General features: G+C 72.1%; 14 protein-coding genes. 10 read left to right on the forward strand and 4 right to left on the reverse strand.

Going from position 1 to position 15,706, the window contains the following annotated elements; translation table 11 throughout:
- Positions 1–130 precede the first annotated feature (130 nt).
- A complete protein-coding gene (gene msrA, locus AB0C03_RS19235) occupies positions 131–793 on the reverse strand; it encodes a peptide-methionine (S)-S-oxide reductase MsrA (RefSeq protein ID WP_030337942.1) in 663 nt (220 codons plus the stop codon).
- Between the two features lie 76 nt (positions 794–869).
- Positions 870–1,292: an HIT family protein gene (locus AB0C03_RS19240; RefSeq protein ID WP_030337943.1), complete on the reverse strand. Its 423-nt coding sequence runs from the start codon at positions 1,290–1,292 to the stop codon at positions 870–872.
- Positions 1,293–1,388: 96 nt separating this feature from the next.
- Here AB0C03_RS19240 and AB0C03_RS19245 point away from each other — a divergent pair, with 96 nt between their 5' ends.
- The 4 genes from AB0C03_RS19245 (at position 1,389) to ilvA (ending at position 6,370) form a co-directional block, all read left to right on the forward strand.
- Positions 1,389–2,531: a cystathionine gamma-synthase gene (locus tag AB0C03_RS19245; RefSeq protein ID WP_210862618.1), complete on the forward strand. Its 1,143-nt coding sequence runs from the start codon at positions 1,389–1,391 to the stop codon at positions 2,529–2,531.
- Between the two features lie 13 nt (positions 2,532–2,544).
- Positions 2,545–3,954 carry an amidase gene (locus AB0C03_RS19250; protein ID WP_030337945.1) on the forward strand — a complete coding sequence of 470 codons (1,410 nt, stop codon included), beginning with the start codon at positions 2,545–2,547 and terminating at the stop codon, positions 3,952–3,954.
- 144 nt (positions 3,955–4,098) lie between these two features.
- Positions 4,099–4,971, forward strand: a complete 873-nt coding sequence (locus AB0C03_RS19255) for a DUF4328 domain-containing protein (RefSeq protein ID WP_357638151.1) — start codon at positions 4,099–4,101, stop codon at positions 4,969–4,971.
- Positions 4,972–5,149: 178 nt separating this feature from the next.
- On the forward strand, positions 5,150–6,370 hold the full coding sequence (gene ilvA / locus AB0C03_RS19260) for a threonine ammonia-lyase (protein WP_030337947.1): 1,221 nt from the start codon (positions 5,150–5,152) through the stop codon (positions 6,368–6,370).
- 81 nt (positions 6,371–6,451) lie between these two features.
- Here ilvA and greA read toward each other — a convergent pair whose 3' ends face one another.
- On the reverse strand, positions 6,452–6,949 hold the full coding sequence (greA, locus tag AB0C03_RS19265) for a transcription elongation factor GreA (protein ID WP_030337948.1): 498 nt from the start codon (positions 6,947–6,949) through the stop codon (positions 6,452–6,454).
- 156 nt (positions 6,950–7,105) lie between these two features.
- Complete coding sequence (locus AB0C03_RS19270) at positions 7,106–7,546, reverse strand: DUF4307 domain-containing protein (RefSeq protein ID WP_357638154.1); 441 nt, start codon at positions 7,544–7,546, stop codon at positions 7,106–7,108.
- A gap of 201 nt (positions 7,547–7,747) precedes the next feature.
- Here AB0C03_RS19270 and mca point away from each other — a divergent pair, with 201 nt between their 5' ends.
- The 6 genes from mca to purE all read left to right on the forward strand — a co-directional run bounded on the left by mca (position 7,748) and on the right by purE (position 15,650).
- Entirely contained in the window at positions 7,748–8,629 is an 882-nt protein-coding gene (gene mca / locus AB0C03_RS19275; protein ID WP_357638155.1) for a mycothiol conjugate amidase Mca, read from the forward strand.
- A 48-nt stretch (positions 8,630–8,677) separates the two neighbouring features.
- Entirely contained in the window at positions 8,678–8,971 is a 294-nt protein-coding gene (locus tag AB0C03_RS19280; RefSeq protein WP_030337951.1) for a hypothetical protein, read from the forward strand.
- A gap of 179 nt (positions 8,972–9,150) precedes the next feature.
- Positions 9,151–11,682, forward strand: coding sequence for a putative bifunctional diguanylate cyclase/phosphodiesterase (locus AB0C03_RS19285; protein WP_210867053.1), 2,532 nt, complete (start codon positions 9,151–9,153; stop codon positions 11,680–11,682).
- Positions 11,683–11,791: 109 nt separating this feature from the next.
- Complete coding sequence (locus AB0C03_RS19290; protein ID WP_357638157.1) at positions 11,792–13,849, forward strand: thioredoxin domain-containing protein; 2,058 nt, start codon at positions 11,792–11,794, stop codon at positions 13,847–13,849.
- 101 nt (positions 13,850–13,950) lie between these two features.
- Positions 13,951–15,126, forward strand: coding sequence for a 5-(carboxyamino)imidazole ribonucleotide synthase (locus AB0C03_RS19295; RefSeq protein ID WP_210863297.1), 1,176 nt, complete (start codon positions 13,951–13,953; stop codon positions 15,124–15,126).
- Positions 15,127–15,158: 32 nt separating this feature from the next.
- The gene (gene purE, locus AB0C03_RS19300; protein WP_357638159.1) at positions 15,159–15,650 is read left to right on the forward strand and encodes a 5-(carboxyamino)imidazole ribonucleotide mutase; all 492 of its coding nucleotides are present in this window, start codon (positions 15,159–15,161) and stop codon (positions 15,648–15,650) included.
- Positions 15,651–15,706 lie beyond the last annotated feature (56 nt).

Below are 15,706 nucleotides of genomic sequence, written 5' to 3' on the forward strand. Positions count from 1 at the left end.
CCACCTCACGAGTCCGATTGCTATACAAGTCTGGACCACCTCCTTTCACGTGTACGGCCACGTTATCGAGTTCTCGTCGGGCTCGGCAACGGATTTCGATCACAGGGCCGAACGGGAATGCCCGCGCCGGTCAGCCGTCGACACGGGCCACGCCGACCGGGCAGCTCAGGCCGTTCGGGCCGTGGTTGCAGTACCCGTTCGGGTTCTTGGTCGGCGCCAGGTACTGCTGGTGGTAGTCCTCGGCGAAGTAGTAGCTGCCGAGCGGGGCGATCTCGGTGGTGATCTCACCCTTGCCGGCGCGCGTCACGATCGGCTGGAACGCGTCCCGGGACGACTCGGCGATGGCCCGCTGCTGGTCGGTGGTCGTGTAGATCGCCGAGCGGTACTGGGTGCCGACGTCGTTGCCCTGGCGCATGCCCTGGGTCGGGTCGTGGTTCTCCCAGAAGACCTTCAGCAGGTCCTCATAGTTGATCTTGCTGGGGTCGTACACGACCTGGACGACCTCGGCGTGCCCGGTCCGGCCGGAGCAGGTCTCCTCGTACGTCGGGTTCTTGGTGATGCCACCCGCGTAGCCGGCAGAGGTGGTGTAGACACCGGGCAGCGTCCAGAACAGCCGCTCGGCGCCCCAGAAGCAACCCATGCCGAAGACCGCTACCTGAAGGCCCTCCGGGAACGGGCCCTTCAACGGGGTGCCCAGCACCTCGTGGCGGTCAGCGACCGGCATGGCGATCGGGCGGCCCGGCAGGGCCTGGTCGGGCGTCACCATTTCGGCCTTCATGCGGCGCAGAAACACGGTGGGGATCTCCTCTCGTACCACTCGCAGCGTGCAACACCAGAGGGTCCTGCTTCCTTACCCGCGTGACGGTGACTCAGGCCCCGGCCGGGAACGCCGCCGCCACCCGGTCCGCGTAGCTCTGGGCCTCGGTGTCGTCGCCGTACCGGGTGCGCGGCCAGAAGAAGCCCCGCAAACCGTCGCCCTTGGTTCGCGGCACCACGTGGGTGTGCAGGTGGGGCACCGATTGGGACACCTTGTTGTTCATCGCCACGAACGTCCCACCGGCGCCCAGGGCGGTCTCCACCGCCACCGCCAGCCGCTGGACCAGGGCGAAGTAGCCGGGCAGCAGGTCGGCCGGCAACTCCGCCAGCGTCACCAGGTGCGCCCGGGGCACCACCAGCACGTGCCCCTTGAACACCGGCCGGGTGTCCAGGAACGCCACCCCGTCCGGGGTGTCGGCCACCCGGAACGCCGGCACCTCGCCCGCCACGATCCCGCAGAACACGCAGCCGCTCATCGGGCCAGGTTATGCCGACGCCGTTGGCGGCCCGGCCCCGCCTCGGAGCGCGGGTTCCGTTCCAGCCCTCTCCGACGGGGCACTAGCCTCACCAGAATGAGTCACGGCTTCGAGACGCTCGCCATTCACGCCGGCCAGGACCCTGAGGCCCGCACCGGCGCGGTGATCCCACCGATCTACCAGACCAGCACGTACGCCCAGGACGCCGTCGGCGCACCCCGCCTCGGCTACGAGTACAGCCGGTCCGGCAACCCGACCCGGGACGCGCTCCAGGAGTGCCTGGCGGCGCTGGAGGGCGGGCCGGTGGGGCTCGCCTTCGCCAGCGGCCTGGCGGCGGAGGACACCCTGCTGCGGGCGGTGTGCCAGCCCGGTGACCACGTGGTGATCCCGGACGACGCGTACGGCGGCACGTACCGGCTCTTCGCCCGGGTCGCCCAGCGCTGGGGCCTGGAGTTCAGCCCGGCCAAGGTCTCCGACCCGGCCGCGATCCGGGCGGCCGTGCAGCCCGGTCGCACGAAGATCGTCTGGGTGGAGACGCCGACCAACCCGCTGCTCGGCATCGCCGACATCGCCGCACTGGCCGCCGTGGCACACGACGCGGGCGCCCTGCTGGTGGTGGACAACACCTTCGCCTCGCCGTACCTCCAGCAGCCGATCGCCTTCGGCGCGGACGTGGTGGTGCACTCCACCACCAAGTACATCGGCGGGCACTCCGACGTGGTCGGTGGCGCGCTGGTCGTCGCCGACGCCGGTCTCGGTGAGGAGCTGCGCTACCACCAGAACGCGATGGGCGCGATCAACGGCCCGTTCGACGCCTGGCTCACCCTGCGGGGCATCAAGACCCTCGGGGTACGCATGGACCGGCACTGCGACAACGCCGAGCGGCTCGCCGGGTACCTCGACGGGCACGCCAAGGTGGCCCAGGTGATCTATCCGGGGCTGCCCTCGCACCCCGGTCACGAGGTGGCCGTCAAGCAGATGCGCCGGTTTGGCGGCATGATCTCGTTCCGCGCCGCCGGTGGTGAGGAGCACGCCGTGGACATCTGCAACCGGGCCAAGCTCTTCGTGCTCGCCGAATCGCTGGGCGGCGTGGAATCCCTGATCGAGCACCCGGGCCGGATGACACACGCAAGTGCTGCCGGCTCGCCGCTTGAAGTTCCCGGCGATCTCGTGCGACTGTCTGTCGGCATCGAGACGGTCGACGACCTACTCGCCGATCTGGAGCAGGCGCTGGGCTGACCGCTGGGGAAGGATGGCCGTGCAGGACATCATGGCGACCTGGGTCGGAGCGACCGCCAAGCAGATCGCCCGGGGCGTACGCCGAGGTGACGTCTCGGCGACCCAGGTCGTCGCCGACCACCTCGAGTACATCTCCCGAGCCGACCGTGAGCTGGCCGCGTTCCGCGCCGTTCGCGGCGGTGAGGCGATCACCGAGGCGGAGAAGGTCGACGAGCAGGAGGACCTGGCGAACCTGCCGCTGGCCGGGGTTCCGGTGGCGGTCAAGGAGAACACCCCGGTCGCCGGCCTGCCCACCTGGAACGGGTCGGCCGCCGCCCGCACCGACGTCGCGGAGGCCGACCACGAGGTGGTGCGTCGACTGCGCGGCGCCGGCGCGGTGATCCTCGGCGTGACCCGGATGCCCGAACTGGGGCTGTGGGCGCTCACCGACGACGACAGCGCGGTGACCCGTAACCCGTGGGACAGCACGCGTACCCCCGGTGGATCCTCGGGTGGCTCGGCCGCCGCGGTCGCCGCCGGGCTGGTGCCGATCGCGCACGCCAACGACGGTCTCGGCTCGATCCGGATTCCCGCGGCCTGCTGCGGGCTTGTCGGGCTCAAGCCCGGTCGGGGCGTGGTCCCCTGCCAGCTCGGTGCCGACGACTGGTTCGGTCTCACCGAGCACGGCATGCTGACCAGCACGGTCGCCGACGCGGCGGTCGGCTTCTCGGTGCTCGCCGGCCGACGCCCCGAGAAGCTCGTCCCGCCGCAGCGGCTGCGGGTGGGGGTCTCGTTGCGTTCCCCGGTGCGCGGTGTCGCGGCGGACGCGCCGAACCGGGACGCGGTCGCCGCCGCCGGTCGGCTCCTCGCCGCCGCCGGGCACGACACGGTGCCGGCGGATCCGGTCTACCCCACCGCGCTCGGCCTTCAGGGCATCGCCACCTGGCTCGCCGCTGCCGCCACCGACGTCCGGGCGTCCGGCCTGGACCGGCGCGGTCTGCAACGGCGTACCCGGCGGCACGTCGCGCTGGGCGAGTGGGCGCAGCGCCGCGGCTACGTGCGGGAGGCGGACCGGGCCGCGTGGCGGCAACGGTCGGTCGACTTCTTCACCGACCACTCGGTCGACCTGCTGCTCACCCCGGCGTTGGCCAGCGCGCCACCGGAGGCGGCCCGCTGGTCGGAGCGGTCCTGGCGGGCGAACATGTCGGCCAACATCCGGTACGCCCCGTACGCCGCGCCGTGGAACATCGCCGGCCTGCCGGCGGTCGTCGTGCCGGTCGGCCGCCGCCCGGACGGCCTGCCGGTCGCCGTGCAGCTGGTCGGTCCGCCCGGCTCGGAGCTGCTGCTGCTCGGTGTGGCCGGCCAGTTCGAGATGGCCGCCCCGTGGACACGCCACGCACCCGGCTACCCCCGGGTCGGAACGGGGTCGCCGACCTCCGCATGATCGTCTACGGTGTGCGCGCATCATCACGCGTGCACACCGGGGGAACTCATGCGCTGCCAGACCTGCGGGGACGCCATCTCCCCCGAGCACGACGAATGCCAACGGTGCTACACGCCGGTCGGCCAGGCCGCGATCACTCCCGGCTTGCCGACGTACCGCGTGCGTGGCATCGGTCTGGCGGCCCGCATCGCGGTCGGCGCGACCGCCGTGCTCTACCTCGTGGTGGCGCTCTCCCCGCTGGTCGGGATGGCCCTCGCTCGGCAGGCCAAGGTCGACAACGACCCTGAGCTGCTGGTCGCCGCGTTGATCATGCAGGTGGTGTCGTCGCTGCCCATGGTGGTCGCGTACCTCACCGCCGCCGTGCTGGTGATCATCTGGATGTGGCGGGTGCGCAAGAACACCGACGCCTTCCCGGGCGCGCTGCCGACGCTCGGGGCCGGGTGGGCGATCGCCGGTTGGCTGGTGCCGTTCGCGAACCTGGTGGTGCCGGCCCGGGTGATGGCGGCCGTGGCGCGCGACAGCCTCTGGCGGCGGTTCACCCCGACCCTGGTGGCCGTCTGGTGGAGTTCCTGGCTGGTGTTCAGCCTCGGCGAGCGGCTGGTCAGCCGCCTCGACGACGGTGCCTACAACAAGCTGCCGGAGACCCCCACCACCGACGGCGGCTACCAGCAGTACGTCGACTACTACCGGGACTCACTGCTGCGCAACATCGTGCCCTCGGTGGCGTGCGTGGTCGCCGCGGTGACGCTGTACCTGCTGATCCAGCGGATCTCCGCCGCGCAGGAGGCCCGCATCGCCCGCGCGCTGCCGGTGTGGCAGACCGCCGGGGTCTGGCCGGGCGCGGTGCTGCCGGAGATGCCGCCCGCGCCGTTGGTCCCGCCGGTCCCGCCGGCCGTCCCGGTCCCCCCGGCCGTCCCGGTCCCGGCGGGTGACGCGGTCCCGCCGGCCGCTCCGGCCCCGTCGACCGCTCCGGGCGCTCCGGCCGTTCCTGGGCTGGAGGGGTCACCTCGGGCATGATCCACTCGGGTTCGCTGATGTCGCGGTGTCGCAGCGAGGCTGACACCGCGACATCAGGACCGTCGAGTGGATCAACCGGGTGCGCGGCGGACTGACGTGGCGATCGAGCCGGCCGGTCCGTCCTGTCGACACCGGTGTCGCCGCCGAGGGCCGCGGCGGCGGGTGGCACGATCGGGGCATGACGGAACTGGTCGGTCTCGACGACGTGCGGGCCGCACGGGAGTTGCTCGCCGGGGTCACCCGCACCACCCCGCTGGAGCCCTCCCGCCCGCTCAGCGCGGCCCTGGGCGGGCCGACCTGGCTCAAGTGCGAGAACGTGCAGCGCGCCGGCTCGTACAAGGTCCGGGGCGCGTACGTGCGGATCTCGCGGTTGTCGGCGGCGGAGCGGGAGCGCGGCGTGGTGGCGGCGAGCGCGGGCAACCACGCGCAGGGCGTGGCCCTCGCCGCCGGCCTGGTCGGCACGCACGCCACCGTCTTCATGCCGGTCAACGCGCCGCTGCCGAAGGTGGCCGCCACCAAGGGGTACGGCGCGCAGGTCGAGCTGGCCGGGAACACCGTCGACGAGTCGCTTGTCGCCGCGCACACGTACGCCGAGCGCACCGGCGCGGTGCTGATCCACCCGTTCGACCACCCCGACGTGATCGCCGGGCAGGGCACAGTGGCGCTGGAGATCCTCGAACAGTGCCCGGACGTGAAGACGATCATCACCGGGGTGGGTGGCGGCGGTCTGATCTCGGGCATGGCGGTGGCCGTCAAGGCATTGCGACCGGACGTCCGGATCATCGGTGTGCAGGCGGCCGGCGCGGCGGCGTTCCCGCCCTCACTGGTCGCTGGAGAACCGGTCCGGCTGCCCGTGTTCGCCACCATCGCCGACGGCATCGCGGTCGGCCGGCCCGGCGAGATCACCTTCAACCACGTGCGCAAGCTGGTCGACGAGATCGTCACGGTCTCCGAGGAGGACATCTCCCGGGCCCTGCTGATGTTGCTGGAGCGCGGCAAGCAGGTGGTCGAGCCGGCCGGGGCGGTCGGGGTCGCCGCGCTGCTGGCCGGCGTGGTCGAGGTGGAGACGCCGGTGGTCGCCGTGCTCTCCGGCGGCAACATCGACCCGTTGCTGATGCTGCGGGTGATCGAGCACGGGTTGGCCGCCGCGGGTCGCTACCTGCGGGTGACAGTCCGCTGTTCGGACCGGCCGGGGCAGCTCGCGTCGTTGCTCAGCCAGATCGCCGAGCACCGGGCCAACGTGGTCGACGTGGAGCATCAGCGGGCCAACCCGCACCTCAGCCTCGGCGAGGTGGAGGTCGCGCTGTCGGTGGAGACCCGGGGCGTCGAACACTCGGACACGCTGATCAGCGCCCTGCGGGCCAGCGGCTACCAGGTGGTCTTCGCAGCCGAGGCGTGACACCGGTAGGTGCCACGCCTCGGATACGCGGTGTCTCGGTGCCGGCCTCGGTCAACCCGGCCGGCCGCTGTCGGCGACGGGTCAGCCGGAGAACGGCTCGAAGCTGACCACCGTCACCTTGATGTCGGCGCCGCTGGGTGCCGTGTAGGTGCAGGTCTGCCCGGCTCGCCCGCCCAGGATCGCCTTGCCCAGCGCGGACTCGGGGCTGTAGACGGTCAGGTCGGTAGTGGCCGCGATCTCCCGCGAACCGAGCAGGAACGTCTCGGTGTCGTTGGTGTCGTCGTCGAAGTAGATCGTCACCACCATGCCCGGCGACACCGCGTCGGCGGACGGGGCCTCGCCGACCTTCGCGGTGCGCAGCAGCTCCTGCAGGTAGCGGATGCGACCCTCGGCCTTGCCCTGCTCCTCGCGGGCGGCGTGGTAGCCGCCGTTCTCCCGCAGGTCGCCCTCCTCGCGCCGAGCGTTGATCTCGGCTGCGATCGCCGGACGGTTGGCGATGTGCTCGTCGAGCTCGGCCTGGAGGCGGTCGTACGCGTCCTGGGACAGCCAGGTGGCGGGCGCCTCGTTGCCAGTGGACACAGGCGTTCTCCTCAGTTGTGCGTGGCTGGCTGACAGGTGAACTACCAAGTTACCAGTGCGGTACGACACAGGGTGTCGGCCATCACCGCCGGTGTCCGGATCCGACACCCGCGGTAGGCGCTCGATCGACAGCGTTTCCAGTGCTGTTCGGGCAGCTCAGGACGGTGATTGGCAGCGCAGCACCTCGCCGATGAACGGCCGCGCGGTGGTGGCCAGGCGGTGCCGGGTCGTGACGTGCCGATCCCCGGGGGCGGCGGTCACGGTGACCTGTTCGCGGGCCACCTCGGCGCCGGCACGGTCCCGGGCCCGCAGCACGCAGACCGCCGAGCCACCCGGCGGGACTGTCACCCGGAAGTGGACGAGTACCTGCTTGTCCGTGATGTCGGTGTACGTGATCACCTGTGCGTCGTAGACCGGGTCGCCGTACTGCCGGTAGAGCCGGAACGAGATCACGGTCAGCGTCGCCACCAGCGCCAGCAGCGCCAGCGCGGCCAGCAGCGTACGGCGGCGCTTGCCGCCCGGTTCCCGACGCCGGCCGTAGCGCCCGGCCGGGAATTCCGGCGCAGCTGGTGAAATTGTGGCGTGCGTCTCGGTCACCGGCGGGTATCTCCTGGCGTTGTTGTCGGCGGCATCGGCAAGAATGACAGAGCCCCATCCTCCCACCCGGTCCAGCGGCAGGAATGGCAGGTCATGCCTGGCGCTGCTGGCCGGCGACAGGGTGCGGCGAGAAGATCCCGGCAGGTCAGCCGGTTGAGCCCGGTCGGGTCCACCGTCCGGCACAGACGAGGAGCGCCGAAGTTGGCAGAGCAACTGCGTCTCATGGCCGTGCACGCGCACCCGGACGACGAGTCGAGCAAGGGCGCGGCGACGACGGCGAAGTATGTCGCTCAGGGGGTGGACGTCCTGGTCGTGACGTGCACGGGCGGCGAGCGCGGGAGCGTGCTCAACCCCAAGCTCGACCGGCCCGACGTGTGGGCCAACATCGGTGAGATCCGGCGGGCCGAGATGGACGCCGCGCGGGCGATCCTCGGTGTCGACCAGGCCTGGCTGGGCTTCGTCGACTCGGGCCTGCCCGAGGGCGACCCGTTGCCGCCGCTGCCCGAGGGCTGTTTCGCCCTTCAGGACGTCGAGGTCGCCGCGGGTCCGCTGGTGCGGCTGATGCGTGAGTTCCGTCCGCACGTCGTGACCACGTACGACGAGGAGGGTGGCTACCCGCACCCGGACCACATCATGTGTCACAAGGTGAGCGTGGCCGCCTTCGAGGCCGCCGGTGACCCGGAGCGCTACCCGGAGCTGGGCGCGCCCTGGCAGCCGCTGAAGCTCTACTACGACATCGGCTTCTCCAAGGGCAAGATCCTGGCGCTGCACGAGGGCATGCTGGCCGCCGGGCTGGAATCGCCCTACGAGGAGTGGCTCAAGCGGTGGGAGGATCGGCCCGACAAGGGCCCCCGGATCACCACCCGGGTGGAGTGCGCCGACTACTTCCCGGTCCGCGATGACGCGCTGCGCGCCCACGCGACCCAGGTCGACCCGGACGGCTTCTGGTTCCACGTGCCGATGGAGTTGCAGCAACGCGCCTGGCCCACCGAGGATTACGAGCTGGCCCGCTCGATGGTCGACAGCCCGCTGCCCGAGTCCGATCTCTTCGCGGGGGTGCGGGAGACGGCGCACGCGCGCTGATTCCGGGCAGGGCTACCCTGGTTACCAACCGCACTTCGGAGGAACGCCATGCTGACCGCTGCCCAGGTGCTCGCGGAGAACAACTTCGGGGACACCCGCACGGGTGGTCTGGCCGGGCCGATGGGCCTGTTCCTCATCCTGCTGCTGGCCACCGCGACCATCCTGCTGATCCGCAACATGAACTCTCGGCTGCGCCGTCTGCCGGACCGTTTCCCCCAGCAGTCCGGGGCGGCCGACCCGACCAGGGCCGATGCGTCAGTCGTCGATCCGACAGACGGGACCGGGGGGCGGGATTCATCCACACCCGCTCCCAACGGGCACCAGCAGCACCTGAACGGGTAGCCGGCGCATGAATCACGCCGAACCGGGTGGTCGCCCCCTGTTGCGGCCACCCGGTTTGGCTTAGCCTTCCGCCGGGGGGACCAAAAGTCTCCGAGCCGTGTGCGGGAGGGGGCGCCGATGACCAGCACAGCACCGGCCGCCCGCCGCGACGTCGGTCGGTCGGCTGACGGGGGAGGTCGATGACCTCCGGTCCGGCCGACGACCCGTTCGATCGGCTCGGGGTGCGTGGCACACCGGGCCGGCTGCTCGTGCTCACCGCCGCCGTCACGGTGACCGCAGTGGCCGCCGCGGTGGTCGGGTTGACCCTCCCGGTCCGGCTGCCGGCCGACGACCCCCTTGGCGGTCCGGCCCGCTTCGGCATCGCCGTCGCTGTCCTCGCCCTCGCCCAGTTCGCCCGGCTGCGGTTCCGCTCGCCAGCGGGCATGGTCAGCATCACCTGGGGCGAGGCGGCCCTGATCGTCTGCCTCTACCTGACCCCCGCCGGCTGGCTCCCGTCCGCCACGCTGCTCGGCACCGGGCTGGCCTGGACGATCCTGTCACTGCACAACGACCGCCGTCCGGCCCTGGAGATCGTCCGGATCGCCGCGTCGCTCGCCGCCGCGTCGGCACTGGCGGTGTCAGTGACCACCGCGCTCGGGCGGCCGCTGCTCTCTGCGCCCACCCCGATGCTGGCGCTGGCCGTGATCGCCGGTTCGGTGACGTACCTCCTGGTGACCGCCTGGCTCGGCGGCGTGACGGTGGGTCTGCGGCACGGCCTGCCCATCGGGCCGCCGCTGCTCGCCGCGCTGCGCGGCAAGCTGCTGATGTTCGTCGGCAACGTGGCGGTCGGCCTCGTGGTGGTCGCGCTGCTGGAGCTCGACCCGCGCTGGTTGCTGTTGCTGCCGCCGCTGCTGTGGCTGCTGCAACAGACCTACCGTTACCGGTTGCGCTCGGATCAGGAGCGCCGCACCTGGCGGGCCTTCGCCGAGGCCACCGCGGCCCTCAACCAGCTCGACGAGCGGGGGGTGGCCAGCGCGGCGGTCACCGGAGCGCTGACGCTGTTCAACGCCGAACTGGTGGACGTCGACGTGGCCCGGCCCAACGGCCGGTGGCACCGCTACCGGGGCGACGCCGGCGGTCAACTGGTCGACCGCGAGACCGGACCACCGGAACAGTCCGAACCGGACGAGCACGAGCTGAGCCGGGCGCTGTCGGTCGGTGCCGCGCCGGTCGGTCGGCTGCGGGTGCGGTTCCCCCGCTCGGCCCCGCCCACCGCCCGGGAACGCGACGCGGTGGCCGCGTTCGGCGACGCGCTCGCCGCCGCGCTGCACGACGCCGCTACCCACCACGAGCTGCGCCTGGTGACCGCCCGTTCGTCGTACGACGCGGTGCACGACCCGCTCACCGGGCTCGCCAACCGGGCGGCGATGCTGAGCAGGGGCGACCAGTCGCTGCGACAGCTCAGCCACGACCACCCGGTGGCGCTGCTGCTGCTGGACATCAACCAGTTCAAGGAAGTCAACGACACCCTCGGTCACGCGGCGGGCGACCAACTGCTGCGGCTGACCGCGAACCGACTCAACGCGCTGGTCCGCACCGGGGACCTGCTCGGCCGACTCGGCGGTGACGAGTTCGCCCTCCTGCTCACGGCGGTGCCGGTGCTCGGCGACCGGGCCGCCCCGATGGCCCACGCGCTGCGCCAGGCTCGCGAGATCGCCGAGCGGCTGGCCGCGCCGACCGAGGTGGCCGGCGTACGGATGTCCATCGAGGTCTCCGTCGGTGTGGTGGTGGCCGCCGCCGGCACCGCTGACCTGACCGAGCTGCTGCGTCGGGCCGACATCGCGATGTACCAGGCCAAGGAGGGCGGCGGCAACGTCGCCGCGTACGACGGCGCGCGCGACGCGGCCAGCACCGACCAGCTCGCCCTGCTGGCCGAGCTACGTGAGGCGTTGACTGTCGACGATCAGCTGGTGCTGGCACTGCAACCGGCGGTCGACCTGGCCACTGGTGCGCCGACCGGGGTGGAGGCGCTGATCCGGTGGCAGCATCCCCGGCGGGGGTGGCTGAACCCGGCTGACTTCATCCGGCCGGTGGAGAACAGCGAGCAGCTCGGCACCTTCACCCGCTACGTGCTGAACAAGGCGCTCAGCGTGGCCGCCGGTTGGGCCCGGGAGGGGTTGGACGTCCCGATCTCGGTCAACCTCTCGGCGCGCAGCCTGCTGGACCCCCGGTTGCCGGTGGAGATCGCCGACGCGTTGCGCCGCCACCAGGTGCCGCCGCACCGGCTCGTCCTGGAGATCACCGAGACGGTGGTGATGAGCGAGCTGGAGGTCATCGACGAGGTGTTGGCGACGCTGAGGTCGATGGGCGTGCAACTCGCTGTCGACGACTTCGGCACCGGCTTCTCGTCGTTGACGTTCCTCACCCGGATCGCCGTGGACGAGCTGAAGGTGGACCGCTCCTTCGTCATCCGGATGGCCGACTCGCCGGAGGCCGCCGCGATCGTCCGGACGACGGTGGGCCTTGCCCACGAGCTGGGGCTACGGGTGGTCGCCGAAGGGGTCGAGACCGCCGAGCAGCGGATGGCCCTGGCCGAGCTGGGTTGCACCTCCGCGCAGGGCTACCACTTCTTCAAGCCGATGCCGGCCGACAAGATCGGCGCGGTGCTCGGGTCACTGCGCGACTCGGCGGAGTCGAACGTGTTCCGGCTCCGCGCCGACGGCGCATCCTGACCGACCGGAGTGGTCTGACCGTCCGGCGTGGCCTGGGGCCGACCGGTCTCGGGTGGGACGTCCGGGTGGAGGCCGCGCGGTCCGCGCCGGGGCTGGCTATGGTCGTCAGGTGAACCGACTCGTCGACGCCACCAGCCCGTACCTGCTCCAGCACGCTGACAACCCGGTCGACTGGTGGCAGTGGTCGGACGAGGCGTTCGCCGAGGCGAAGCGCCGGGACGTCCCGGTGCTCATCTCCGTGGGTTACGCGGCTTGCCACTGGTGCCACGTGATGGCGCACGAGTCGTTCGAGAACGCGCAGGTCGGCGCCCTGATGAACGACAACTTCGTGTCGATCAAGGTGGACCGGGAGGAGCGCCCGGACGTGGACGCGGTCTACATGACCGCGACCCAGGCGATGACCGGCCAGGGCGGTTGGCCGATGACCGTCTTCGCCACCCCGGACGGCACCCCGTTCTTCTGCGGCACCTACTTCCCGCGACCCAACTTCATCCAACTGCTCGAGTCGGTCGCCACCGCCTGGCGCGAGCAGCGCGAGGCGGTGCTCGGCCAGGGCGCCGCCGTGGTCGAGGCGATCGGCGGCGCGCAGGCCGTGGGCGGCCCCACCGCCCCGCTGGACGCCCCGCTGCTCGACGCCGCGGCCGCCAAGCTGGCCAGCGAGTACGACGCCACGAACGGCGGGTTCGGCGGGGCCCCGAAGTTCCCGCCGCACATGAACCTGCTCTTCCTGCTGCGCCACCACCAGCGCACCGGCGACCCGACCAGCCTGGAGATCTCCCGGCACACCGCCGAGGCGATGGCCCGGGGCGGCATCTACGACCAGCTCGCGGGCGGCTTCGCCCGGTACTCGGTGGACGCGCACTGGACGGTGCCGCACTTCGAGAAGATGCTCTACGACAACGCGCTGCTGCTGCGGGTCTACACCCAGCTGTGGCGACTCACCGGAGACCCGCTGGCCCGCCGGGTGGCCCGGGACACCGCCCGGTTCCTCGCCGACGAGCTGCACCGGCCGGGGCAGGGGTTCGCGTCCGCGCTGGACGCCGACACCGAGGGCGTCGAAGGGCTCACCTACGCCTGGACGCCCACCCAACTCGTCGAGGCGTTGGGCGAGGAGGACGGCCGGTTCGCCGCCGACCTGTTCACCGTCACCGACGAGGGGACCTTTGAACACGGCATGAGTGTGCTGCGGCTGGCCCGGGACGTGGACGACGCGGCACCCGAGGTGCGCGCCCGCTGGCAGCAGGTGGTCGGACGGCTGCTCGCCGCCCGGGACACCCGCCCGCAGCCGGCCCTCGACGACAAGGTGGTGGCCGCCTGGAACGGCCTGGCGATCACCGCTCTCGCCGAGTTCCAGCAGGTCGCCGCCGGGAACGTGTCCCCGCAGGACGAGGACGCCAACCTGATGGACGGCATCACCATCGTCGCCGACGGGGCGATGCGCCAGGCCGCCGAGCACCTGGCCACCGTGCACCTGGTGGACGGCCGGCTGCGCCGGGTCTCCCGGGACGGCAAGGTCGGCGAGCCGGCCGGTGTCCTGGAGGACTACGGCTGTGTGGCCGAGGCCTTCTGCGCCCTGCACCAGCTCACCGGCGAGGGCCGCTGGCTCACCGTGGCCGGCGAGCTGCTGGACACCGCCCTGGCGCGTTTCGCCGCCCCCGGTGGGGCCTTCTACGACACCGCCGACGACGCGGAACGGCTCGTCGCCCGCCCGGCCGACCCGACCGACAACGCCACCCCGTCGGGCCGGTCGGCGTTGATCGCCGGGCTGGTGGCGTACTCGGCGCTGACCGGGGAGACGCGTTACCGGGAGGCAGCCGAAGCGGCCCTCGGCACTGTCGCGCCGATCGTCGGGCAGCACCCCCGGTTCACCGGGTACGCGGCCATGGTCGGCGAGGCGTTGCTCTCCGGGCCGTACGAGATCGCCGTGGTCACCGACGACCCGGCCGGCGACCCGCTGGTGACCGCCGCCCGCCGGCACGCCCCACCCGGGGCGGTGGTCGTCGCCGGGCGGCCGGACCAGCCGGGTGTGCCGCTGCTCGCCGACCGTCCGCTGGTCGAGGGGCGGTCCGCCGCGTACGTCTGCCGGGGTTTCGTCTGCCAACGGCCGGTCACCTCCGTCGAGGAGCTGATCGCCGAGCTGGGCGGACAGCACGGCCACGCCCGGTAGTCGTCCGCGCCGCCCGCCGGGTGGTCCTCCCCGCGCCCGCGCAGGTGGATCGCCGGCCCTCCGGGTGGGCGCGTCGGCGGCCCGGATAGGCTGGCCGCGCTATGGATTCCCGTACCGGTCTGCCAGTTGTCGGCATGGTGGGTGGCGGCCAGTTGGCCCGGATGACCCACCAGGCCGCGATCGCCCTCGGCCAGTCACTGCGTGTGCTCGCGACCGCCCCTGACGACGGTGCGGCGCTGGTCGCCGCCGACGTCCAGTACGGCGATCACACCGACCTGGCCGCCCTGCGTACCTTCGCCAAGGGCTGCGACGTCGTCACCTTCGACCACGAGCATGTGCCCTCCGAGCACATCCGCACGCTGGCCGCGGAAGGGGTGCCCCTCTACCCGCCGGCGGACGCGCTGCTGCACGCCCAGGACAAGCAGGTCATGCGGGAACGCCTGACCGAGCTGGGCGCGCCCAACCCGGCCTGGCGGCCGGTCGGGGAGCCCGCCGACCTCGTCGGCTTCGGCGAGCAGGTCGGCTGGCCGGTGGTGCTGAAGGCGGCCCGGGGCGGGTACGACGGTCGGGGCGTCTGGATGGTCGACGACGCCGCTCAGGCCACCGAGCTGGCAACCACCCTGCTCGCTGGCGGCACCCGGCTGATCGTGGAGGAGCGGGTGCCGCTGCGACGGGAGCTGGCCGTGCAGGTGGCTCGCTCGCCGTTCGGCCAGGTGGCCGCGTACCCGGTGGTGGAGACGGTGCAGCGCGACGGCATCAACGTGGAGGTGCTGGCCCCGGCACCCGGCCTGGACGAGGAGCTGGCGGTCTCCGCCCAGCAGCTCGCCATCGACCTGGCCACCGCGCTCGGGGTGATCGGTCTGCTGGCGGTGGAGCTGTTCGAGGTGCGTGACGACGCCGGTCGCCCGGCGATCGTGGTCAACGAGCTGGCGATGCGTCCGCACAACTCCGGGCACTGGACCATCGAGGGTGCCCGCACCTCACAGTTCGAGCAGCACCTGCGGGCCGTGCTGGACTACCCGATGGGTGACACCGCGTTGACCGCCCCGGTGGTGGTCTCGGCGAACGTGCTCGGCGGTGAGCCGGGCGGGATGTCGATCGACGAGCGGTTGCACCACCTCTTCGCGGCCGAGCCGGGTGCCAAGGTGCACCTGTACGGCAAGCAGGTGCGACCCGGCCGCAAGATCGGGCACGTCACGGTGCTCGGCGACGACCTGGACGACCTGCGGGCGCGGGCGGCACGGGCCGCGCGCTGGCTGCGCGAGGGCCACGAGTGAGCCACGATTTCGCCGACGACGAGAGGGCCGCAGTGAGCACGGTTGGGCTGATCATGGGCAGCGACTCGGACTGGCCGACCATGCGGGCCGCCGCCGAGGTGATGGACGACTTCGGCGTGGCGTACGAGGTGCGGATCATCTCGGCGCACCGGACTCCGGTCGCGATGATCGAGTACGGGCGCGACGCCGCCGACCGGGGTCTCAAGGTGATCATCGCGGGGGCCGGGGGTGCCGCCGCGCTGCCCGGCATGGTCGCCTCGGTGACGCCGCTGCCGGTGATCGGGGTGCCGGTGCCGCTGAAGCACCTCGACGGCATGGACTCGCTGCTGTCCATCGTGCAGATGCCGGCCGGGGTTCCGGTGGCCACCGTGTCGATCGGCAACGCCCGCAACGCCGGCCTCCTGGCCGTACGGATCCTCGGTGCCACCGACGAGGACCTGCGCGCCAAGATGACGACCTACCAGCAGGACCTGGAGAAGCTGGTGGCAGACAAGGAAACCGCCCTCCAGGCCACCCTGCGCTAGCCCTCCCGCACCCCCGCCCTGCCGCACCGCACCGCACCGCACCCGCGATCTTGCAC

The organism is Micromonospora parva (assembly GCF_040649675.1).
Taxonomy (GTDB): domain Bacteria; phylum Actinomycetota; class Actinomycetes; order Mycobacteriales; family Micromonosporaceae; genus Micromonospora; species Micromonospora parva.

Bases quoted from the DNA above. Each gene is read 5' to 3' on its own strand.
- AB0C03_RS19240 (WP_030337943.1), bottom strand. From the start codon at position 1,292: ATGAGCGGCTGCGTGTTCTGCGGGATCGTGGCGGGCGAGGTGCCGGCG.
- AB0C03_RS19245 (WP_210862618.1), top strand. From the start codon at position 1,389: ATGAGTCACGGCTTCGAGACGCTCGCCATTCACGCCGGCCAGGACCCT.
- AB0C03_RS19250 (WP_030337945.1), top strand. From the start codon at position 2,545: ATGGCCGTGCAGGACATCATGGCGACCTGGGTCGGAGCGACCGCCAAG.
- ilvA (WP_030337947.1), top strand. From the start codon at position 5,150: ATGACGGAACTGGTCGGTCTCGACGACGTGCGGGCCGCACGGGAGTTG.
- AB0C03_RS19280 (WP_030337951.1), top strand. From the start codon at position 8,678: ATGCTGACCGCTGCCCAGGTGCTCGCGGAGAACAACTTCGGGGACACC.
- AB0C03_RS19285 (WP_210867053.1), top strand. From the start codon at position 9,151: ATGACCTCCGGTCCGGCCGACGACCCGTTCGATCGGCTCGGGGTGCGT.
- AB0C03_RS19295 (WP_210863297.1), top strand. From the start codon at position 13,951: ATGGATTCCCGTACCGGTCTGCCAGTTGTCGGCATGGTGGGTGGCGGC.